The organism is Corynebacterium senegalense, assembly GCF_900411315.1.
GTDB lineage: Bacteria > Actinomycetota > Actinomycetes > Mycobacteriales > Mycobacteriaceae > Corynebacterium > Corynebacterium senegalense.
In genome coordinates, this window is sequence record NZ_LS990887.1 from 1,838,873 (window position 1) to 1,859,964 (window position 21,092).

The window sequence follows — 21,092 nt, forward strand, 5'->3', positions numbered from 1 at the left end:
TCGGTGCGTCCGCACATCCCCCTGACAAGCAAAGGTTGAAAAACGTGACCACTCGCAAAGTGCAAAACCCCAACGCCAAGGGCGGGGCAGGCTTCATCTGGGCGCTTCTCGCCATCGTCGTAATCGCGGCTGTCGTCATCGGCCTCGTCTTCTTCAACGGCCGGACCCAGCGCAACGAGGCGATCGCCGAGAAGATGATCGCCGTGGACAACTTGACGGTCAGCTACAACGAGGGCGACCCGTACCTCGTCCTCGCCGGCGCTGAGGCGGCCGAGGGCACCCCCTCCGTCGACCTCTTCGAGGACTTCTCCTGCTCGCACTGTGCGGACCTGGCCAAGGCCACGGACGGCGAGATGCTGGACAAGATCCAGGCGGGCGATGTCACCGTGAACCTGCACCCGATGACCTTCCTCGACGGCCAGGGCGCCCAGTACGAGCAGGGCCACTCCACCCGCGCGCTCGCGGCGGAGCTGGCGCTCGCGGCGAACAACGACGTCAAGGCGATGTGGAACCTGCGCGTCACCCTCTTCGAGAACCAGCAGGGCCTCTACAACAAGCTGGACCACAACGGCTTCGCGGACCAGGCCCGCGACTTCGGGGCGAGCGAGCAGGCCGTCAAGGACATCCGCGAGGGCAAGTACGTGCCGGTCGCCGAGGAGATGGGCAAGGCCAACCTCGACTACCAGAACGAGAAGACCGGCGAGGCCTACACCCCGCGCGTGATGCGCGATGACAAGGACCTCGAGGTGCCGGGCGGCGACATCACGCAGTGGCTCGAGGCGGCCACCAGCTAGCACGCTTATCGACGCCCAACCGGGCGCTTTCCCGGGGCCGCGGGAGCGATTTGGTTGCCCTCGCGGCCCGCGTGTATATTGATCGAAGTTGTTCGAGCGCAGGCTCGGCGCAACGGGGCTATGGCGCAGCTGGTAGCGCACCACACTGGCAGTGTGGGGGTCACGGGTTCGAATCCCGTTAGCTCCACTCCCTAACTTCATACCGTTTCCGCAATGGGGCTATGGCGCAGCTGGTAGCGCACCACACTGGCAGTGTGGGGGTCACGGGTTCGAATCCCGTTAGCTCCACCATCCGCACCCCCGGTCCGAGCATGGGCCGGGGGTGCTTCGCGTCTAGACTGGGCGCCCATGGGCACTTTCACGTGGAGCACGCTCGCCACCCCGATCGGCGAGCTCGTGCTGGTGCGCTCCGAGCTCGGCCTGGCGCGGGTGGCCTTCGGGACAGAGGGCGCCGCCCGGGAAGGGGAGGAGGCGGCCTACCCGGAGGCCGAGAAGCAGCTGGGCGAGTACTTCGCGGGGCGCCGGCGCGAGTTCGACCTGCCCCTCGACTGGCGCTTCAGCAGCGGGTTCCGCCGGGAGGCGCAGCGCGCCCTGCTTGAGATTCCTTTTGGGCAGACCCGCTCCTACGGCGAGCTTGCCCGGCAGGTGGACAACTCGAAGGCGGTGCGGGCGGTCGGGACCGCCTGCGCGACGAACCCGCTGCCGATCGTCGTGCCCTGCCACCGGGTGCTGCGCAGCGACGGCTCCCTCGGCGGCTACCGGGGCGGGCCGGAGGCGAAGCGGTGGCTGCTGGAGCTGGAGTGCGCCTCCGGGTAAGAACGGAAGGGCAAGAATCCGGTTTCTGTGGCTGACATGGCGGATTCTTACCCTTTTGTTCTTGCCCTGAGGCTGGGCCACTTCGGGTACGGTGGCGCGGCATGAGGCCAACGTTCACCAAAACCGGAAGCGCCCCCGGCGCCGCGGCAGCGGAGGCCGCGTACCTGCGGTGGCTGCGCGAGGGCAGCGAGGCAGTCGTCGAGGTCTACGCCGTCGACGACGCCGCCAACACCCTGACGATCGAGCGGGTCGACTCAGCCCGCCCCACCCCCGAGGCCGCGCGGCGCGCCGGGCGGGAGCTGGCGAGGATCCACGCGTGCGGTGCGTCCGCCTTCGGCGCACCCGCGGACGGCTGGGAGGGGCCGAACTTCATCGGCCGCGTGCAGCAGGAGTGCACGCCCACCCCGCGCTGGGCGCCGTTCTACGTGCACCAGCGGGTGCTGCCCTTCGCGGAGAAGGCCCGCGGGGCGGGGAACCTGTCGGGGGAGGGGTGGGGCNCGTGAGACGCGGCAAGCAGATTCGCTCACTCTCGAGGTAGGGGGCGTGACGGTCCGCGGTAGCTAACGCTGCCGTGCGGTCGGAAGGGGCAGTGGTGGATAAGAGACAGGGTGATAGGCTTTTTTTTTTTTAATGATACGGCGACCACCGAGATCTACACAGAGTAGATCGTCGGCAGCGTCAGATGTGTATAAGGGACAGGGGTGGGGCGTCGTGAAGCGGGCGTGCGACGCGCTGCTCGCCGAGGATGAGGACGCCCCGCTGGCGCGCATCCACGGCGACCTGTGGGCGGGCAACCTGCTCTTCTCCCCGGAGGGGCCGCGATTCATCGACCCGGCGGCCCACGGCGGGCACCCGCTGACGGACATCGCGATGCTGGAGCTGTTCGGCGCGCCCCACTTCGACGAGATCTGCGCGGGCTACTCACTGCCCGACGGCTGGCGCGAGCGGATCCCCCTCCACCAGATGCACCCGCTGGCGGTGCACGCCTACACCCACGGGCCCTCCTACGGCCGGGCGCTGGAGGAGGCGGCGCGGCGCACCCTGGACCTGGTGGGCTAGCACCACCAGGTCTCGGCCGGGCCCGGGGGCAGGTGGCGCTTGTGCTGCCCGACGCGCCAGAGGTGCTCGAGGCGCTCGCGGGCGGCGTCCGGGACTGGCTTGCCCTCCAGGTAGTCGTCGATGTCCGTGTAGGTGATGCCGAGGGCGGTTTCGTCGGGCAGCGAGGGGCGGTCCTCCTCCAGATCGGCGGTGGGCACCTTCTCCCAGAGCCTGCGCTCGGCCCCGAGGTGGGCAAGCAGCGCCGCGCCCTGCCGCTTGTTCAGCCCGGCGAGGGGGAGCAGGTCGGCGGCGCCGTCGCCGAACTTGGTGAAGAAGCCCGTGACGTTCTCCGCCGCGTGGTCCGTGCCGATGACCAGCATGCCGCGCTCGCCGGCGATCGCGTACTGCGCGACCATGCGCATGCGGGCCTTCACGTTGCCCTTGTTGAAGTCACCCAGAGCGTCCTTCCGCAGGGCAGCGCCGACAGCGCGGGACATCTCGGTCGTCGCCGGCTCGATGTCGACGGTGACGCGCTCGTCGGGCCGGATGAACTCCAGCGCCGCCTGCGCATCCGCCTCGTCGGCCTGCACTCCGTGGGGCAGCCGCACCGCGACGAAGCTCGCCTCGCCGCCCTCCGCGCGCCGCTTCTCGACGGCAAGCTGCGCCAACCTCCCGGCCAGCGTCGAGTCCTGGCCGCCCGAGATGCCCAGGACGAAGCCCTTCGCGCCGGTTGCCGCCAGGTAGTCCGCGAGGAAGGCCACGCGCCTGTCGACCTCCCGCGCCGCGTCGATGGTGGGGGAGACGCCGAGGGCCGCGATGATGCCCGCCTGCAGGGTGCCGTTGTTGGTAGACATGGGCGCCATCGTAGCGCGCCGGGCGGCGGGGCATTTTGAGCACGGCGGCTCATCAGGTAATATGACCTGCCGTGTCGCGACCCGACCGGCCTGGGCCTGGCCCGCGCCGGGGAGGAGTCGCCGTAATGGATGAAACCTCACTCAGAAAGGAGCGCCCGATGAAGGTCCGCAAGTCGCTTCGGTCGCTGAAGAACAAGCCGGGCGCTCAGGTTGTGCGCCGCCACGGCAAGGTTTTCGTGATCAACAAGAAGGATCCGCGTTTCAAGGCTCGCCAGGGCTAGTCCCGCGCATCCCTGAACACCCCGCCTCTCCGGTCCCGGAGGGCGGGGTGTTCGCTTTGCTGTGCATTGCGCGGGGAACGGAAGACCTCAGCGCGTTTCGGCGGGCAAAATAGGGCCCCGAACCGCGCTGAGGTCTTCGGTTTCAGGCGCAACTGGTTATAGCGAACTACATGTGGGTGATTAGCGTGGCCTGTCCTGGGAATATCACGAGTGTAACTACTATATACAGTATCGGTTGCCGAAACCTGCCACAAAGTATAGTGTTTATCAGTGTCACGCCGACGGGTTCGGCGCCAAGGGAAGAACACAAACTTCGCAGAGAAAGAGCCAACAGGTTATGTCCATCACTGTTTACACCAAGCCCGCTTGCGTCCAGTGCACCGCGACGAAGAAGGCCCTGGACAAGGCCGGCCTCGAGTACAACCTCGTGGACATCTCCGTGGACGACGAGGCCCGCGACTACGTCATGGCCCTCGGTTACCTGCAGGCCCCCGTTGTCGAGGTGGACGGCGAGCACTGGTCCGGCTTCCGCCCGGACCGCATCCGCGGCCTGCAGGCAGCAGCCTAACGTCCCCGCCGCCCGAAAGCCGTCTCGATCTGGGCGGCTTTTTCGCGTGAGGCACCCGACACGAGCGTGAGAAACCCGCGAGAAAACAATGCTTATCGTCTATTTTTCCTCCGCCACAGGAAACACTAAGCGCTTCGTCGAGAAGGTGGGCCTGCCCGCCCGGCGGATCCCGCTGTACCGGTGGGAGGAGGAGCTCACCGTCGACGAGCCCTACGTGCTGATCTGCCCGACGTACGGCGGGGGAGCGTCCATCTCCCACGAGAACACGCGTCCGGTGCCGAAGCAGGTCATCGGGTTCCTCAACAACGAGCGCAACCGGGAGCTGCTGCGCGGGGTCATCGCGGCGGGCAACTCCAACTTCGGCCCGGACTTCTGTCTGGCCGGTGAAGTAATATCGGCCAAGTGCAAGGTGCCGTACCTCTTCCGCTTTGAGCTCATGGGCGCGGAGGGGGACGCCGCACACGTCCGCCATCAGCTCATCGCCCACGCCGGGAGGCTGGGGCTCGAACCGTTGGCCAGGGAAGACGTCGACAAGCTCAGGGCGAAAGACGACGCCGCCGAGCGGGAGAGCGCGGCCCGCCTGGCGCGGCTGCGAGAGAAATACAGCAACAGGAAATCAGCATAGGAGCGTTTGAACAGTGTCCACCCCCACCACCGAAAAGCACGGCAGGAACGTTCCCGAGCCGGCCCGGGCAACCGACCAGCTCGACTACCACGCGCTCAACGCGCTGCTCAACCTGTACGACGAGAACGGGCAGATCCAGTTCGACAAGGACCGCGAGGCCGCGAACCAGTTCTTCCTGCAGCACGTCAACCAGAACACCGTCTACTTCCACGACCTGGAAGAGAAGATGCGGTACCTGATCGAGAACAAGTACTACGAGCCGCACGTCATCGACGCCTACGAGTGGGACTTCGTCAAGGACACCTTCAAGCGCGCCTACTCCTACAAGTTCCGCTTCCAGTCCTTCCTCGGCGCGTACAAGTACTACACCTCCTACACGCTCAAGACCTTCGACGGCCGCCGCTACCTGGAGCGCTTCGAGGACCGCGTCGCCATGACCGCCCTGTTCCTCGCCAGCGGCAACGAGGACGTGGCCAGCGCGCTCGTCGACGAGATCATGACCGGGCGCTTCCAGCCCGCCACCCCGACCTTCCTCAACGCCGGCAAGGCTCAGCGCGGCGAGCTCGTCTCCTGCTTCCTGCTGCGCATCGAGGACAACATGGAGTCCATCGGCCGCGCCATCAACTCCTCGCTGCAGCTGTCCAAGCGCGGCGGCGGCGTCGCGCTGCTGCTGTCCAACATCCGCGAATCCGGCGCGCCCATCAAGCACATCGAGAACCAGTCCTCCGGCGTCATCCCCGTGATGAAGCTGCTCGAGGACTCGTTCTCCTACGCCAACCAGCTCGGCGCGCGCCAGGGCGCCGGCGCGGTGTACCTCAACGCACACCACCCGGACATCCTCAGCTTCCTGGACACCAAGCGCGAGAACGCCGACGAGAAGATCCGCATCAAGACCCTCTCCCTCGGCGTGGTCATCCCGGACATCACCTTCGAGCTGGCCAAGCGCAACGACGACATGTACCTCTTCTCGCCCTACGACGTCGAGCGCGTCTACGGCGTGCCGTTTGCGGACCTGTCCATCACCGAGAAGTACGACGAGATGGTCGAGGACCCGCGCATCCGCAAGACGAAAATCAACGCGCGCCAGTTCTTCCAGACCATCGCCGAGATCCAGTTCGAGTCCGGCTACCCCTACATCATGTTCGAGGACACCGCGAACAGGGCGAACCCGGTCAAGACCGGACGGATCAACATGTCCAACCTGTGCTCCGAGATCCTCCAGGTCAACTCCCCGTCGGTGCTCAACGAGGATCTCACCTACGCCGAGGTCGGCCACGACATCTCCTGCAACCTGGGCTCGCTCAACATCGCCATGGCGATGGACTCCGACAACTTCTCCCGCACCGTCGAGACCGCCATCCGCGGCCTGACCGCCGTGGCGGACGAGACTGCCATCGACTCGGTGCCCCCGGTGCGCGAGGGTAACGACGCCTCCCACGCCATCGGCCTGGGCCAGATGAACCTCCACGGCTACCTCGGCCGCGAGCACATCGACTACGGCTCCGAGGAGGGGCTCGACTTCACCAACGCCTACTTCGCCGCTGTGATGTACGAGGCCATCAAGGCCTCCCACGCCATCGCCGTGGAGAAGGGCGAGGCGTTCGAGGACTTCGCCAAGTCCGAGTACGCCACCGGCGAGTTCTTCGACCGCTACAACCCGGAGGACTTCCAGCCCAAGACCGCCAAGGTCAAGGCCCTGTTCGCCGCCTCGTCGGCGGCGGTCCCGACCGCCGAGGAGTGGGCGAAGCTGAAGGCGGACGTCGCCCGCGACGGCATCTACAACCGCTACCTCCAGGCGGTGCCGCCGACCGGCTCGATCTCCTACATCAACAACTCGACCTCCTCGATCCACCCGATCGCCTCGAAGATCGAGATCCGCAAGGAGGGCAAGATCGGCCGCGTCTACTACCCGGCGCCCCACATGGACAACGAGAACATCGGCTACTTCAAGGACGCCTACGAGATCGGCTACGAGAAGATCATCGACACCTACGCCGTGGCCACGAGGTACGTCGACCAGGGCCTGTCGCTGACGCTGTTCTTCAAGGACACCGTGACCACCCGCGACATCAACCGCGCGCAGATCTACGCCTGGCGCAAGGGCATCAAGTCGCTCTACTACATCCGCCTGCGCCAGATGGCGCTCGAGGGCACCGAGATCGAGGGCTGCGTCTCCTGCATGCTCTAGGGGCACGCGCTTGACGACGCCACCCCAGCGCCCCTACGAGTCGTAGATGGTGTGCTCGAACTCGTGCATCACCCGCTGGGTGGCCTCCTCGGCCGCCGCCGCGTCGCCCGCCGCGATGGCGCGGGCGACGTCCGCGTGCGCCGTCAGCGAGGCGGGGGAGGGGATGACCGGCAGGTCCCCGTAGCGGGTCCGGGCCTCCACCTGCAGCAGGATGGAGGGGGCGAGCGCGGCGAACATGTGGTTGCCCGAGGCCTCCAGCACGAGGGTGTGGAAGCGCTTGTCGGCCTCGAGGAACTGCGCGCGCACCTCTTCGGTGTCGGCGTCCGGGCGCGCCGCGAGGCCCTCCATCTCCTGCGCCACCTGGAGCAGGGTCTGGGCCTGGGCGGGGGTGGAGCGTCGAGAAGCAAGGCCCGCGGCGAGGGGCTCGACCGCGTAACGGAGCTGGTTGAGCTCGTGGAGCTGGCGCGACCGGTGCGCCTCCGAGGCCCAGCGCCACTTGATCACCGCGCGGTCGAACACCGCCCAGTCCCTCTCCGGCAGCACGCGGATGCCCACGCGCCGCGAGGAGGAGACGAGCCCCAGCTGCTCGAGGGCGCGCATGGCCTCGCGCGCGACCGTGCGGGAGATGCCGAAGCGCACCGAGAGATCGCGGAGGGTGAAGGTGTGATCCTCCGGCATTTTCCGCGAGACGATGTCCTGGCCCAGCTGGTCAAGCACGGCGGAGAGCAGGGGAGGCACGGATGCCTCCCGTGGGGCGGGGGACAAAACCATTCGAACACCTCGCGTGTGCAGTGTTAATACGTTCGCCGCTCAGGATAACCCGAGGGCCGCGCGGCTCGGAACCGCAGCCCGCCGACAACCGCACCCGGGTTGCCTGCCCCGGGCGCGGTCGGGCGACGTAGTATGGGGCGTGTGACTGAGCATGACTACGACGCATTTCTCGCCGAGCACCCCGGCCCTGCCAAGGCGATCAACTGGAACGACATTCCGGACGAGAAAGACCTCGAGGTCTGGGACCGGCTGACCGGCAACTTCTGGCTGCCCGAGAAGATCCCGGTGTCCAACGACATCCCCAGCTGGAAGACGCTCACGGATGACGAGAAGCTCTCCACCATGCGCGTCTTCGCCAACCTCACGCTGCTGGACACCATCCAGGGCACCGTCGGCGCCGTGTCGCTTCTGCCGGACGCGAAAACGCTGCACGAGGAGGCCGTGTACACCAACATCGCCTTCATGGAGTCGGTGCACGCGAAGAGCTACTCCAACATCTTCATGACGCTCGCGTCGACCCCGCAGATCAACGACGCGTTCCGCTGGACCGAGGAGAACGAGGAGGTGCAGCGCAAGGCGAAGATCATCGAGAGCTACTACCGCGGCGACGACCCGCTGAAGAAGAAGATCGCCTCTGTGATGCTCGAGTCCTTCCTCTTCTACTCCGGCTTCTACCTGCCGCTGAACTGGTCCGTGCACTCCAAGCTGACCAACACCGCGGACATCATCCGCCTGATCATCCGCGACGAGGCGGTCCACGGCTACTACATCGGCTACAAGTATCAGGTGGGGCTGCGCGGCGAGACGCAGGAGCGCAAGGACGAGCTCAAGGAGTACACCTTCGACCTGCTCTACGACCTCTACGAAAACGAGATCCAGTACACCGAGGACATCTACGACCCGCTGGGATGGACCGAGGACGTCAAGCGCTTCCTGCGCTACAACGCCAACAAGGCGCTGAACAACCTCGGCTACGAGGGGCTGTTCCCGGGGGACGAGACGCGAGTCTCGCCGGCCATCCTCGCCTCCCTGTCGCCCAACGCCGACGAGAACCACGACTTCTTCTCGGGTTCGGGCTCCTCCTACGTCATCGGCAAGGCCGAGGACACCCAGGACGACGACTGGGACTTCTAGGGCTGCGGCTCCACCGTCCGTCCGCGAACCGGATTACCCCGACCGGGGTGGTCCGGTTTTCGCGCGCCCCGGGGCAGCGGGAGACCGGAACGGGTGTGACACAGGTAAAACGCTGAGGCCCCCGGAGACCGCCCCCGGGGTCTACACTCTTTGCTGTAGCCCGCCTGTAATGGCTGGAAATTCCATGTGCCGATCGCTTATGATGGGTCGGTATCAGTTGTGGCACGAGTGACGTTGACGGCAAATGCCGCCGACTAGCCCGTGCTGTAAGTCAGGAGGATCGTATGACCGCTGTGGCGCCAAGGCTGGACAACTATGTCCCGCCGACACGTCCCGAGCCGACGGGGCACGCCCGTAAAGGCTCGAAACTTTATTCGTTGCTGACGACGACTGACCACAAGTTGCTGGGCATCTACTACATCATGATGTCCTTCATCTGGTTCTTCGTCGGTGGTTTCATGGCACTGCTCATCCGCGCCGAGCTGTTCAGCCCGGGCCTGCAGATGCTTTCCAACGAGCAGTTCAACCAGCTCTTCACGATGCACGGCACCGTGATGCTCCTCGCCTTCGGTACCCCGGTGGTGTGGGGCTACGCCAACTTCGTCCTGCCGCTGCAGATCGGCGCGCCGGACGTTTCCTTCCCGCGCCTGAACGCCTTCGGCTTCTGGATCACCCAGGTGGGCGTCCTGGCCATGCTGGCCGGCTTCCTCACCCCGGGCGGTGCGGCCGACTTCGGCTGGACCATGTACATGCCGCTGGCTGACGCGACCCACACCCCGTCCGTCTCCGCGAACCTGTGGATCGTCGGCGTGGGCGCAACCGGTATCGGCACCGTCGCCTCTGCGATCAACATGGTCACCACCGTGCTCACCCTGCGTGCGCCGGGCCTGACCATGTTCCGCATGCCGGTGTTCACCTGGACCGTCTTCGTCACCTCGATCATCGCCCTGATGATCTTCCCGCTGCTGCTGGCCGCCGCGCTCGGCGTTCTCTACGACCGTCTGCTGGGCGGCCACATCTACGACACCGCCAACGGCGGCGCCATCCTGTGGCAGCACCTGTTCTGGTTCTTCGGCCACCCCGAGGTCTACGTCCTGGCCCTGCCGTTCTTCGGCATGATCTCTGAGATCATCCCGGTGTTCTCCCGCAAGCCGATCTTCGGCTACATCGGCTTCGTCTTCGCAACCCTGGCCATCGCCGGCCTGTCCATGGCCGTGTGGGCGCACCACATGTTCGCCACCGGCGCGGTCCTGCTGCCGTTCTTCTCCTTCATGACGTTCCTCATCGCCGTCCCGACCGGCGTGAAATTCTTCAACTGGTTGGGCACCATGTGGAACGGCCACCTCACCTTCGAGACCCCGATGCTGTGGGCGATGGGCTTCCTGTTCACCTTCCTCTTCGGCGGCCTGACCGGCATCATGCTGGCCTCCCCGCCGCTGGACTTCCACCTGCACGACTCCTACTTCGTGGTCGCGCACTTCCACTACACCCTCTTTGGCACCGTGGTGTTCTCCGCCATCGCCGGCGTGTACTTCTGGTTCCCGAAGATGACCGGACGCATGCTCGACGAGCGCCTGGGCAAGATCCACTTCTGGTTCACCTTCATCGGCTTCAACATGACCTTCCTGGTTCAGCACTGGCTGGGCAACATGGGCATGCCGCGCCGCTACGCCGACTACCTGGACAGCGACGGGTTCACCCTCCTGAACCAGATCTCCACGATCGGCGCGCTCATCCTGGGCATCGGTATGCTGCCGTTCATCTGGAACGTGTTCAAGTCCTGGCGCTACGGCGAGATCGTCACCGTCGACGATCCGTGGGGCTACGGCAACTCCCTCGAGTGGGCCACCTCCTGCCCGCCGCCGCGCCACAACTTCACCTCGCTGCCGCGCATCCGCTCGGAGCGCCCCGCGTTCGAGCTGCACTACCCGCACATGGTGGAGCGCCTGCGCCGTGAGGCCCACACCGGGCACAACGCGGACACCCCCGCCACCTGGAAGGGTGAGTCCCACGAGTTCGACCCCTCGGGCAACGAAGCCGAAGCGCGCGCCAACGCAAACGACCTGCGCCGCTAAGGCCGGGACGTCGCGCACGCGAAGGCGTGGCCTGACGACACCTTCCTGACGCGCACACCCCTCACCGCACTGGTGAGGGGTGTTTTGCGTGTGGGGTAACATGACAGCTCAGAAGCGCCCGCCCGAGGACGAAAGGACCCCCTCCCACGCCATGACCGCCTTCGAAGTTGAGCTGCAAGCGGGGCTGAAGCACGCCGTGGTCTCCACCACCGGCCCCGACCGCCCCGGAGTCTCCGCCGCGTTCTTCCGCGTCCTCGCCGCGCACGGAGTGCAGCTTCTCGACGTCTCCCAGGTCGACTTCCGGGGCCGCCTCATGCTCTCGGCCTTCGTCGGAATGGACCCCCTCGCCCTGGCGGACATCGAGCGCGAGCTGCGGGCCGGCCTGTGGGAGTTCGGCCAGCGCGTCACCATCGAGACGGGGGCGGAGGTGCGCTCCATCTCCCGTCCGCGCTCCACCCACGTGCTCGTCGCCCTGGGCAACCCCGTCACCGCCGGCCAGGTCTCGCGCGTCGGCCAGGCTCTCGCGGGCTACGGGGCGAACATCGACCGGATCCGCGGCATCTCCAACTACCCGGTGACGGGCCTGGAGTTCCGCGTCACCCTGCCGGACTACAGCCCCGGCGACGGCAGGGAGATCCGCAAGACCCTGGCCGAGCTGTCCGCCGAGATGGGCATCGACCTGGCCATCGAGCACGCCGGGCTGCACCGCCGTGCCAAGCGCCTCGTCTGCTTCGACTGCGACTCCACCCTCATCACCGGCGAGGTCATAGAGATGCTTGCCGCGCACGCGGGCAAGGAGGCCGAGGTGGCGGAAGTGACCGAACGCGCCATGCGCGGCGAACTGGACTTCGAACAGTCGCTGCGCGAGCGCGTGGCCACGCTGGCGGGCCTCGAGGCCTCCGTCATCGACGAGGTCGCTGCCGACATCACCCTCACCCCCGGCGCGCGCACCACGATCCGCACGCTCAACTCCCTGGGCTACCGCACCGCCGTGGTCTCCGGCGGCTTCATCCAGGTCCTTGAGGGACTGGCGGAGGAGCTCGAGCTCGACTACGTCCGGGCGAACACCCTCGAGGTGGTGGGCGGGAAGCTGACGGGCCGGGTGGTCGGGGAGATCGTCGACAGGCAGGCGAAGGCCCGCCTGCTCGCCGAGTTCGCCGCCGATTCGGGTCTGACGATGGGCCAGACCGTCGCGGTCGGCGACGGCGCGAACGACATCGACATGCTCTCCACCGCCGGCCTCGGCATCGCCTTCAACGCCAAGCCGGCCCTCAAGGAGATCGCCGACGCCTCCGTCAACCACCCCTTCCTCGATTCCGTGCTCTACATGCTGGGCATCCCGCGCGAGGAGATCGACTCCGCCGACGAGGAGGCCGGGACCGGCGGGCGGGTGGCCCTGTCCTGATGGACTCCCTCGCCGCCGCGCACTCCCTCCTGGTCGACCGGCTCGAGAGCGACTACCGCGCCCGGACCGAGGACCCGGAGGACCCCTCCACGGTCCAGGCGATGCAGCTGGCCATCAACCTGCCCAGGGATGCGCCGCCGACGCGGGAGGAAGTGCTGAGGGACGCCGCGGTGGCCGTCGTGAAGCTGTGCCTCGACCCCCGCGCGGGCGAGGACGGCTTCTGGCGCGATGGCCTGGACCGGTGGTACTCGCACCGGATCCGCAAGGTGGCGCGGCGGGCGCGCAACAAGGCGTGGGCCGACGTGCAGGCCCTCCCCGGGGTCACTCACGGCTGCGTGCGCGCGTTCGTCCCCTCGGCCGTCAGCGAGGTGCCCAAGCCCATCAGCAAGCTGCAGGTCAAGGGCACCGACGTCCCGCCGTCCGCACCGTCGCCTGACGACGCCACCCTGCCCACCCTCTACATCAACGCCGACCTGCACATGAGCGCGGGCAAAGCGGCCGCCCAGGCGGGGCACGGCTCGATGCTCCTCGCCGCGGCGATGACGGTGGAGAGCGTGCGGGAGTGGGAGGGGCGCGGCTACCTGGTGAACATCCGGGAGGTCGCCGCTGCGGAGCTCGCGCGCCACGCGGCGGCCCACGGCGCGGTGGTCGTGCGCGACGCCGGGTACACCGAGGTCGCGCCCGGCTCTCAGACGGTGGTGGCGGTCCCTGCCCCCGCTACCGCGCGACCAGGCGCCTGAGGGCGCCGCGGACGACCTGCGGGTCCGTGGTCTCCCAGAAGTCCGGCAGGGAGCGGCGCAGGTAGGAGCCGTAGCGCTTGGTCACCAGCCGGCTGTCCAGGACGGCGACGACGCCCTTGTCGTCCACCGAGCGCAGCAGCCGGCCGGCGCCCTGCGCCATGAGCAGCGCGGCGTGGGTGGCGGAGACCTCCATGAATCCCGAGCGGCCGGCTGCGTCGGCGGCCTTGGAGCGCGCCTGGAGGAGCGGGTCGTCGGGTCGGGGGAAGGGGATGCGGTCGATGAGCACGAGCGAGAGCGACCGGCCGGGCACGTCCACTCCCTGCCACAGGGTCAGGGTGCCGAAGAGGCACACGTTCTCGCTGGCCGCGAACTTCTCCACGAGCGCGCCGGTGGAGTCCTCGCCCTGGACCAGGATGTCGAAGGGGAGGCGCTTCTTCATCGCCTCGGCGGCCTGCTCCGCGGCCCGGCGGGAGGAGAACAGGCCGAGGGTGCGCCCGCCGGCGGCGGTGATGAGCTCGGCGATCTCGTCGAGGGTTTCGGGGGCGAGGCCGTCGCGGCCCGGGGCGGGCAGGTGGCGGGCCGTGTAGAGGATCCCGGAGCTGCGCGGGTGAAACGGCGTGCCGGCGTCGAGGCTGTCCCAGGTCCCGTCGGGCAGGCCCCACGCGGCGGCCATCGCGTTGAAGTTGCCGCCGATGTTCAGGGTGGCCGAGGTGAGCACGACGGTCTGCTCCGCGAAGAGGCGCTCGCGCAGCAGGCCGGAGACGGAGAGTGGGGCGACGGCGACGGAATCGCCGTGGCGCTCCGAGCGGGTCAGCCACACGACGTCGGTGTGCTTCGCCGGGTCGTCCTCGTCGAAGACACCGAGGATGCGGACGACGGCGTCGTGCAGGTCCTCCAGGTGATTCTTCAGGTTCTCCCGCTCCGCGAAGGTTTCCGGCTGGTTGGCGGCCTCCCCCTCCGGGCCGCGGGCAATGGCCTCGCGCGTGCGCCACACCGCGTCGCGCACGGCGACGAAGCCGGTGCGCGCGGTGTCCGAGATGTTCTCCCAGCGGCCCGGCTCCTCCAGGTCGATCGCCGCGGTGAAGTCGTCGACGACGCCTTCCAGCTCGCCCTTCTTCGCCCCTAGCTTGTCGGCGCGTCTCGACGCCAGAGTCAGCGCCCGCGCGGAGATCTCGTTCGTGGCCACCGAGGTGATGCGCCCGTCGAGCTCGTGCGCCTCGTCGATGACGGTGATGGCGTGCTCGGGCAGGATGTCGGCGTCGGAAAGCGCGTCGATGGCGAGCAGCGCGTGGTTGGTCACCACGACATCCACGTCGCGGGTGCGCTCGCGCGCGAGCTCCGCGAAGCAGTCCTCGCCGTGCGGGCAGCGCGTCGCCCCCAGGCATTCGTTGGAGGTCACCGACACCTGGCGCCACGCCAGGTCGGGCACGCCCGGCTCGAGGTCGTCGCGGTCGCCCGTCTCCGTCTCCTGCGCCCACTCGTTGACCCGCTTGACGTGGCGGCCCAGCCAGGAGATGTCGTCCTCCTCGATGAGCGCCTCTGGCGCGTCCTCGGGCACGGAGAGCTTGTGCAGGCAGACGTAGTTGTTGCGCCCCTTCTGGATGGCGAAGGTCGGGCGGCGCTGGAGGAGGGGCTCGAGGGCGTCGGCAAGCCGCGGCAGGTCGCGCTCGACCAGCTGGCGCTGCAGGGCGATCGTCGCGGTGGAGACGACCACCGACGTGCCGGTGGCCTGAGCGTGGCGGATCGCGGGGACGAGGTAGGCCAGCGACTTGCCGGTGCCCGTGCCCGCCTGGACCGCGAGGTGGCGCCCGGAGTCCATCGCCTTGGTCACCGCGTTGGCCATCGCGACCTGGCCCGGCCGCTCGGCGCCGCCGAGGGCGGTCACGGCTGCTTGCAGCAGCTCCGGGGTGGACGGGCTTAGGGGCTGATCACTCACGGCTCACCAGTCTAGGGGGTCGCGCAAGCGGCCCTACTCCGTCGGCTCGGGGAAGCCCACGAAGCGCGTCGGGATGGCCGGTTCGTTGCGCGACAGGGCCAGGCCCTCCCAGGGCAGCGTCGTGCGCGCCGCGGCGAGGTGGGCGCGGGTGGCGGCCAGGTCGTTGAGGCCCTCCACGATCGCGCCGTCGCGCATGAGGGGGATGTCCATGCGCCGGTAGTCGAGGCGCGGCCGCGGGGTCACCTCGGCGTCGAAGGGGCAGATGACCTCGCCGATGGCCACTCCGGAGCTGCGGTAGGCGCGCAACGCGCTCTTCGTACCGCCGTAGGTGGCCTTGCCGCTGGAACGCTTCGCGACGGGGTGCCCCTCCACCTCCACGAGCTTGTACACCATCCCCGCGGTGGGGGTGCCGGAGCCGGTCACCACGGAGGTGCCCACGCCGAAGCCGTCGACCGGGTCGCCGCGCAGCCCGGCGATGGCGAATTCGTCGAGGTCCGAGGACACGATGATGCGGGTGTTGTAGGCCCCGGCGTCGTCAAGCTGCTTGCGCACGCGGCGGGAGACGATGCCCAGGTCCCCCGAGTCGATCCGCACCGCGCCGAGGTCCGTGCCCGCGACCTCGAGGGCGTTTTCCACGCCGCGGGTGATGTCGAAGGTGTCCACGAGCAGCGTCGTGTCCACGCCGAGGGACTCGACTTGGGAGCGGAAGGCGGCCTTCTCGTCGGGCACGCCGTTCTCGTCGACGTGCAGCAGCATCCAGGCGTGCGCGGCGGTGCCGGCGGGCGGGATGCCGTACTGCTTCGCCGCCTCCATGTTGGAGGTGGTGTCGAAGCCGGCGATGTAGGCCGCCCGCGCGGCGGAGACGGCCGCGCGCTCGTTCGTGCGCCGCGAGCCCATCTCCATGATCGGGCGCCCATCAGCCGCGGTGACCATGCGCGAGGCCGCGGAAGCCACCGCCGAGTCGGAGTTGAGGACGGACAGGATGATCGTCTCCAGGATCACGCACTCGGCGAAGGTGCCGCGCACCGTCATGATGGGCGAGTAGGGGAAGTACAGCTCACCCTCGCGGTAGCCGTCGATCTGGCCGGAGAAGGAGTAGTTGCACAGGTAGTCCTTCGCGCGGTCGGACAGGAAGTCGGCCACCTCGAGCTGCTCGCTGGTGAAGCGGAAGCGCGAGATGGCGTCCAGAACGCGCGCCGTGCCCGCCACGACCCCGTAGCGCCGCTCGCCGACGAGCTTGCGGGAGAACACCTCGAAGGAGCACTGCCGGTCGGCGGTGCCGTCCTTGAACGCGGCGTCGAGCATGGTCAGCTCGTACATGTCGGTGAGAAACGCCGTCGAGTGGTGCGGGTGGGCCTCAAAGTCTGTCATGGCGCCCAAGGTTACCCGTGGGGTTGTTGACGTGCGGTGAAACGGGCAACCTGGCGCTGCGCTGTTAGCGCGACAGTGGGTAGGGTGGGCACCATGAATCCTTCCCGCAGTGGACACGCAGGTTCCGTAGGCGCCCCCGGCACGGCAGTGCGCGCCATGGGCTCGCCCATGGCCACCCCGGAGCTCGACGAGCAGATCGAGGTTGACGTCGCGGCCAGCGAGAACCTGCCGTGGATGTGCATCGTGTGGGACGACCCGGTCAACCTGATGAGCTACGTCAGCTACGTCTTCCAGACCGTGCTGGGCTACGACCGCAAGCGCGCCAACGAGCTGATGATGCAGGTCCACACCGAGGGCAAGGCCGTCGTCTCCTCGGGCGAGAAGGACAAGGTGGAAGGCGACGTGAAGAAGCTGCACACGGCGGGCCTGTGGGCCACGATGCAGCAGGCAGGATAGGGGAGTAGCGACAGCATGCAACCGTGGCGCCGCAAGAAGGGCATCATGCGCTCGAGCGCGAAGTTTTCCACCCGCTTCGATCCGCTGGAGCGGGAGGTGATCGGAGACCTCACCGCGACGGTCTCGGAGGCGCTCATCGCCCGCGCCCAGTCCGCGCCGAAGGACGAGTTCGCCGAAATGATGGGCCTGGCGGCGGGCCACTCCGAGCCTCCCGAGGACCCAAAGGTGCGCCGCCTCCTGCCCGACTTCCAGCGCGAGGGCGACGAGGAGTTCGACGGCGACGCGGGGCTCCTGCGCAGCCTGCACGAGAACGACATCATCAAGGCGAAGCTGATGAATCTCCAGGTGATCAACGAGGCCCTCGGCCCCACCGGCGGGGTCGACGTGAGCATCGACGAGGAGGACGCGCAGCGCTTCGTCGCGGCGCTCAACGACATGCGCCTCTACGTCTCCGAGGACGACCGCGGGGGCGAGGCAGCCCAGCAGGACCGCGCGCGCCTGCTCGAGTGGCTCTCCTTCTGCCAGGATTCGCTTCTCGACGCCATGATGGGCTGACCCGGCCAATTTTTGGCCGCTTGAGTTTCGGGACCCAGTGCCAAAGCTTCGGGAGCTCACCGACCGACCTGGGCAAATGCTTCCCCGCGGCGGCCCGAAGGCAAACTTTGGCACTGGGCAGTGCCACATTTCCGGAAGCTCGCTGACCCACCTGGGCAAAGTGACAACATTGGCGGCGCGAGGCTCAAATCTGTCACTGGGGATGCCTGAGACCCGCCCCGCCGATTGAGTTTCGGGACCAGTGCCAAACTTTCCCGAGCTCGCGACCCGACCTGGGCAAACGCTCCTGTGCACCGGCCGAAAGGCTAACTTTGGCACCGGCCAGTGCCACATTTTCGGAAGCTCGCCACCCCACCTGGGCAAACGCTTCCCCACACCGGCCCAAAGACCAACTTTGGCACCGGCCACTGCCACATTTCCCCAAACCCCACACTCCACCTGGGCAAAACTACAAGTCTGACAGCCCAGAGCGCGTCCGAGAAAGTGGCCGGGTGCGGCGCGCGATTCCGTTTCCGTGGCGCGCTGTCAGTTGCTCACTGATGGCCAATGGAACGTGGTCTCTGACCTGCTTTCACACCAACAGTCACAGATACACCACGCCAGCGGACGCAACCGTGAGGCCCGGCGACCCGCTACGACGAACCAGTCGTCACCTACCGGGCCGGAGCGATGGCCGCCCGGCTCAAACACCAATCAAACACGCGCTAGCCGAAGAACGCCCGGATGGCCACGAACCCGACTGCACCGAGGGCAGCGGAGACGGGCACCGTGATGATCCAGGCCAGGCCGATCTGGCGCATCAGCCCCCAGTTCGCGTTGCGGTTGACCAGCCCGACGCCGAGGACCGCGCCGATGAGGATGTGGGTGGAGGAGACGGGCAGGCCTAGAAGGGACGCCGCCATGACCACGGCCGCGGCGGAGAGCTCGGCGGAGAAGCCGGAGGCCGGGTGGATCTCCGTCAAGTTCGTGCCCACGGTGGCGATGACGTGGCGGCCGATGAACCACAGGCCGGCCACCAGGCCGACGCCGGCGGTGACGAGGAGGGCGGTGGGCACCTCGGACTTCTCCACCACCGAGTTCTCCTTCAGCACGTCGAGGACGGCGGCAAAGGGGCCGATGGCGTTGGCGATGTCGTTCGAGCCGTGGGAGAAGGCGAAGGCTGAGGCGGTGAACACCTGCATCCAGGAGAAGAGGAAGAACGTCGCCCGCTCGAGGTTGGTGCTGCGCATGGTGCGCGTGAAGATGTAGACCGCCATCCACACCGCGGCGGAGACCATGAGGATGATGAGCACCGTGCCGAGGCTGTGCAGACTGATGCCGGTGTTGCTCAGCCCCTTGAACAGCATCATCGCGGTGATGATGCCGGCGCCGACCATGGCGACGATGGGGACGAAGCGGATGAGCGCGCGGTGCGCGTCGACGTCCTCGGCCTCCTTGTTGATGGTGTAGAGGTCCCGGTAGTAGTCCGATTCAAGGTCCTCGAGCGCGAAGTCCGAGCCGGTGGTGGTCACGGCGCCGCGGGCCATCGCCCCGTTCTCCCGGATCTGCTCGGATTCGGGCATGGCGATGAAGCGGTCGCGGAACGCGCGGCGGTGGTCGTGGCGGCGCTGCCGGAGCGTCTCCAGCTTCTGCTCGGCGCGCTCGTTGTAGACGAGGATGGAGCGGGTGATGAAGCGGAACAGGGCGTAGGCGACGAGCCCGCCGAGCAGCGGCGAGATGAACCAGCTCATGACGATCTTGGAGATCTCGTCCCACTGCACCATGCTCCAGGGGGAGGCGCCGCCGACGATCGCGCCGACGATGGAGTGGGTCGTTGAGACGGGCCAGCCCATGCGGGTGGCCACCAGCAGCCAGACGGCCGCGCCGAAGAGCGCGGAGAGCATGACAAAGGCGAAGTCCATCGGCTGGATGTCTACCCCGCTGAGGTCGACGATGCCGGACTTGACGGTCTCGGTGACCTCGCCGCCCGCGAGGATTGCGCCGCCGACCTCGAAGACCGCGGCGACCATGAGCGCCTGGCGCAGCGAGAGCGTGCCCGCCCCCACCGAGGTGCCGAAGGAGTTGGCCACGTCGTTGCCGCCGATGTTGAAGGCCATGAACACGCCCAGCGCGATGGTGACGATGAGCAGGATCGTGTGGTTTCCGGGCCCGATCTGGTTGCGCGCCCAGAAGTAGAACAAAAGCACGGTGACGAAGAGGAGCCCGCCGAAGACGGCGTGGAGCTTGCCGCCGTTGGCCTCCTCCTCGATCGCAGCCTCGTCGGCTCCCGTGAGCGTCGCCGTCGGCTCCGGGTGGCGGGCCGCCTCGGTGATGTTGTGGGTCATAGGGGGACTCGCTTTCCTGCGGTTGGTGTGCGTGGGGTGCGCAGCTCCGTTCCCCTCCGGCCGGCGAACAGCCCCGCGAGCGGGAGGCAGGAAGATTCAGCGCCGGATCGCGGCCGAGCGACCCGACCCGCTGCCAATATGCAACGGGGACAGGCCGCCCAAAACCGGAAACGACCTAGGCTGAGTGGCCATGAGCACTCATCTGCCCAGCCCGGGGCTGCGGATCGGGCACCACTCCATGGGAGACACGGGGGTCACGGCCGTGGTTGCCGCCGACCCGGCCGGGATGCTGGCCGCCGTCGACGTGCGCGGCGGCGGGCCCGGAACCCGGGAGACGGACCTGCTCGCCCCGCACAACACCGTGCAGCGCGTCCACGCCGTTGTCCTCACCGGCGGCTCCGCGTTCGGCCTGGCAGCGGCGGACGGCGCGATGCTCGAGCTGGAGCGGCGCGGGGTGGGCTTCCCCGTCTTCGGGGAGGATGCGCCCGGGCCGCGGGTGCCCATCGTGCCGGCCGCAGTGATCTTCGACCTGGCCGTCGGCTCCCCGCGGCACAGGCCGACGGCCGCCGACGGGGCGGCGGCGGTGGCCCGCGCACTCGACGGCACCGACAACGTCGGGAGAGCTGCGGCGGGCTCGGTCGGCGCGGGGTGCGGGGCCACGGCGGGGGTCCTGCGCGGCGGGTTCGGGCTGGTGGAGCGGCGCGTGGGCGAGCACACGGTGGGCGCGGCGGTGGTGGCCAACCCCGTCGGCGAGGTCATCGACCCGCACACCGGCCGGCTCTTCGGCGACCCCGCCCGCCCCGCCGTGGACCTCGAACGCTACCGCGGGCTCGAGCGGCCCACGCCGAAGCTCAACACCACGATCGGCGTGGTCTACACCGACGCCCCCGCGCCGCCAGCCCAGCTGCAGCGGCTCGCGATGACCGGCCACGACGGCATCGCCCGGGCCGTGCGGCCGGCGCATTCGCCCCTCGACGGGGACACGCTCTTCGCCGTGTCGACGGCGGGTGAGGTGGGGGCCGGGGTGGACGTCGAGAAGCTTGCCCAGCTGTGCGCCGCCGCGGCGGAGGCCGTGGAGGCGGCGATCGTCGAGGCCGTCACGTCCGCCGGGCCCGGCTACGGTGTCGCGGCGTGGAGTGAGATCGCCAACTAAACTCTGGG

17 protein-coding genes, 2 tRNA genes and 3 pseudogenes are annotated in these 21,092 nt (G+C 68.1%); 17 read left to right on the plus strand and 5 right to left on the minus strand.

The window, feature by feature from the left end:
* Positions 1–44: 44 nt before the first annotated feature.
* The 6 genes and pseudogenes from DYZ02_RS08900 to DYZ02_RS08925 all read left to right on the plus strand — a co-directional run.
* Positions 45–794 (plus strand): DsbA family protein, encoded by a 750-nt coding sequence (locus tag DYZ02_RS08900; RefSeq protein WP_115685919.1) that lies wholly within the window; start codon positions 45–47, stop codon positions 792–794.
* A 114-nt stretch (positions 795–908) separates the two neighbouring features.
* Positions 909–981, plus strand: a tRNA-Ala gene (locus tag DYZ02_RS08905).
* Positions 982–1,009: 28 nt separating this feature from the next.
* A tRNA-Ala gene (locus DYZ02_RS08910) sits at positions 1,010–1,085 on the plus strand.
* A gap of 57 nt (positions 1,086–1,142) precedes the next feature.
* Complete coding sequence (locus tag DYZ02_RS08915; RefSeq protein WP_115685920.1) at positions 1,143–1,610, plus strand: methylated-DNA--[protein]-cysteine S-methyltransferase; 468 nt, start codon at positions 1,143–1,145, stop codon at positions 1,608–1,610.
* A gap of 101 nt (positions 1,611–1,711) precedes the next feature.
* A pseudogene (locus DYZ02_RS08920) lies at positions 1,712–2,101 on the plus strand (fructosamine kinase family protein); the annotation flags it as partial.
* A 217-nt stretch (positions 2,102–2,318) separates the two neighbouring features.
* A pseudogene (locus tag DYZ02_RS08925) lies at positions 2,319–2,669 on the plus strand (fructosamine kinase family protein); the annotation flags it as partial.
* On the opposite strand, the gene nadE reads toward DYZ02_RS08925, so the two are convergent.
* On the minus strand, positions 2,666–3,511 hold the full coding sequence (gene nadE, locus DYZ02_RS08930; RefSeq protein ID WP_115685922.1) for an ammonia-dependent NAD(+) synthetase: 846 nt from the start codon (positions 3,509–3,511) through the stop codon (positions 2,666–2,668). The pseudogene DYZ02_RS08925 and the gene nadE sit on opposite strands and share 4 nt — an antisense overlap.
* 149 nt (positions 3,512–3,660) lie before the next feature.
* On the opposite strand from nadE, the gene ykgO reads away from it, so the two are divergent.
* The 4 genes and pseudogenes from ykgO (at position 3,661) to nrdE (ending at position 7,164) form a co-directional block, all read left to right on the plus strand.
* The gene (gene ykgO, locus DYZ02_RS08935) at positions 3,661–3,783 is read left to right on the plus strand and encodes a type B 50S ribosomal protein L36 (RefSeq protein ID WP_012732041.1); all 123 of its coding nucleotides are present in this window, start codon (positions 3,661–3,663) and stop codon (positions 3,781–3,783) included.
* Positions 3,784–4,120: 337 nt separating this feature from the next.
* Entirely contained in the window at positions 4,121–4,351 is a 231-nt protein-coding gene (nrdH, locus tag DYZ02_RS08940; protein WP_115685923.1) for a glutaredoxin-like protein NrdH, read from the plus strand.
* Between the two features lie 88 nt (positions 4,352–4,439).
* Positions 4,440–4,862, plus strand: a pseudogene (gene nrdI / locus DYZ02_RS08945) (class Ib ribonucleoside-diphosphate reductase assembly flavoprotein NrdI); the annotation flags it as partial.
* A 127-nt stretch (positions 4,863–4,989) separates the two neighbouring features.
* Positions 4,990–7,164: a class 1b ribonucleoside-diphosphate reductase subunit alpha gene (gene nrdE, locus DYZ02_RS08950; RefSeq protein WP_115685925.1), complete on the plus strand. Its 2,175-nt coding sequence runs from the start codon at positions 4,990–4,992 to the stop codon at positions 7,162–7,164.
* 33 nt (positions 7,165–7,197) lie between these two features.
* Here nrdE and DYZ02_RS08955 read toward each other — a convergent pair whose 3' ends face one another.
* Positions 7,198–7,935, minus strand: coding sequence for a FadR/GntR family transcriptional regulator (locus tag DYZ02_RS08955; protein WP_115685926.1), 738 nt, complete (start codon positions 7,933–7,935; stop codon positions 7,198–7,200).
* 132 nt (positions 7,936–8,067) lie between these two features.
* Between DYZ02_RS08955 and nrdF the strand changes: the two genes are divergently transcribed.
* The 4 genes from nrdF (at position 8,068) to DYZ02_RS08975 (ending at position 13,289) form a co-directional block, all read left to right on the plus strand.
* A complete protein-coding gene (gene nrdF, locus DYZ02_RS08960; RefSeq protein ID WP_115685927.1) occupies positions 8,068–9,069 on the plus strand; it encodes a class 1b ribonucleoside-diphosphate reductase subunit beta in 1,002 nt (333 codons plus the stop codon).
* Positions 9,070–9,353: 284 nt separating this feature from the next.
* Positions 9,354–11,144, plus strand: a complete 1,791-nt coding sequence (ctaD, locus tag DYZ02_RS08965) for an aa3-type cytochrome oxidase subunit I (protein ID WP_115685928.1) — start codon at positions 9,354–9,356, stop codon at positions 11,142–11,144.
* A gap of 151 nt (positions 11,145–11,295) precedes the next feature.
* Positions 11,296–12,549, plus strand: a complete 1,254-nt coding sequence (gene serB / locus DYZ02_RS08970; RefSeq protein WP_115685929.1) for a phosphoserine phosphatase SerB — start codon at positions 11,296–11,298, stop codon at positions 12,547–12,549.
* Entirely contained in the window at positions 12,549–13,289 is a 741-nt protein-coding gene (locus DYZ02_RS08975; protein ID WP_115685930.1) for an aminoacyl-tRNA hydrolase, read from the plus strand. The genes serB and DYZ02_RS08975 overlap by 1 nt, the downstream gene beginning before the upstream one ends.
* On the opposite strand, the gene DYZ02_RS08980 is transcribed toward DYZ02_RS08975, so the two are convergent.
* Positions 13,267–15,225, minus strand: coding sequence for an ATP-dependent DNA helicase (locus DYZ02_RS08980; RefSeq protein WP_115685931.1), 1,959 nt, complete (start codon positions 15,223–15,225; stop codon positions 13,267–13,269). The genes DYZ02_RS08975 and DYZ02_RS08980 overlap by 23 nt on opposite strands.
* Positions 15,226–15,258: 33 nt before the next feature.
* The gene (locus DYZ02_RS08985) at positions 15,259–16,596 is read right to left on the minus strand and encodes a nicotinate phosphoribosyltransferase (RefSeq protein ID WP_115685932.1); all 1,338 of its coding nucleotides are present in this window, start codon (positions 16,594–16,596) and stop codon (positions 15,259–15,261) included.
* Positions 16,597–16,764: 168 nt separating this feature from the next.
* Here DYZ02_RS08985 and clpS point away from each other — a divergent pair, with 168 nt between their 5' ends.
* Both clpS and DYZ02_RS08995 read left to right on the plus strand, forming a co-directional pair.
* Complete coding sequence (gene clpS, locus DYZ02_RS08990) at positions 16,765–17,052, plus strand: ATP-dependent Clp protease adapter ClpS (protein ID WP_115686447.1); 288 nt, start codon at positions 16,765–16,767, stop codon at positions 17,050–17,052.
* A gap of 15 nt (positions 17,053–17,067) precedes the next feature.
* A complete protein-coding gene (locus tag DYZ02_RS08995) occupies positions 17,068–17,607 on the plus strand; it encodes a DUF2017 domain-containing protein (protein ID WP_115685933.1) in 540 nt (179 codons plus the stop codon).
* Between the two features lie 704 nt (positions 17,608–18,311).
* Here the strand turns inward: DYZ02_RS08995 and DYZ02_RS09000 are convergent.
* Positions 18,312–19,931 carry an inorganic phosphate transporter gene (locus DYZ02_RS09000; RefSeq protein ID WP_115685934.1) on the minus strand — a complete coding sequence of 540 codons (1,620 nt, stop codon included), beginning with the start codon at positions 19,929–19,931 and terminating at the stop codon, positions 18,312–18,314.
* Positions 19,932–20,121: 190 nt separating this feature from the next.
* Between DYZ02_RS09000 and DYZ02_RS09005 the strand changes: the two genes are divergently transcribed.
* Positions 20,122–21,084, plus strand: coding sequence for a P1 family peptidase (locus DYZ02_RS09005; RefSeq protein WP_115685935.1), 963 nt, complete (start codon positions 20,122–20,124; stop codon positions 21,082–21,084).
* The last annotated feature ends 8 nt before the right edge of the window (positions 21,085–21,092 follow it).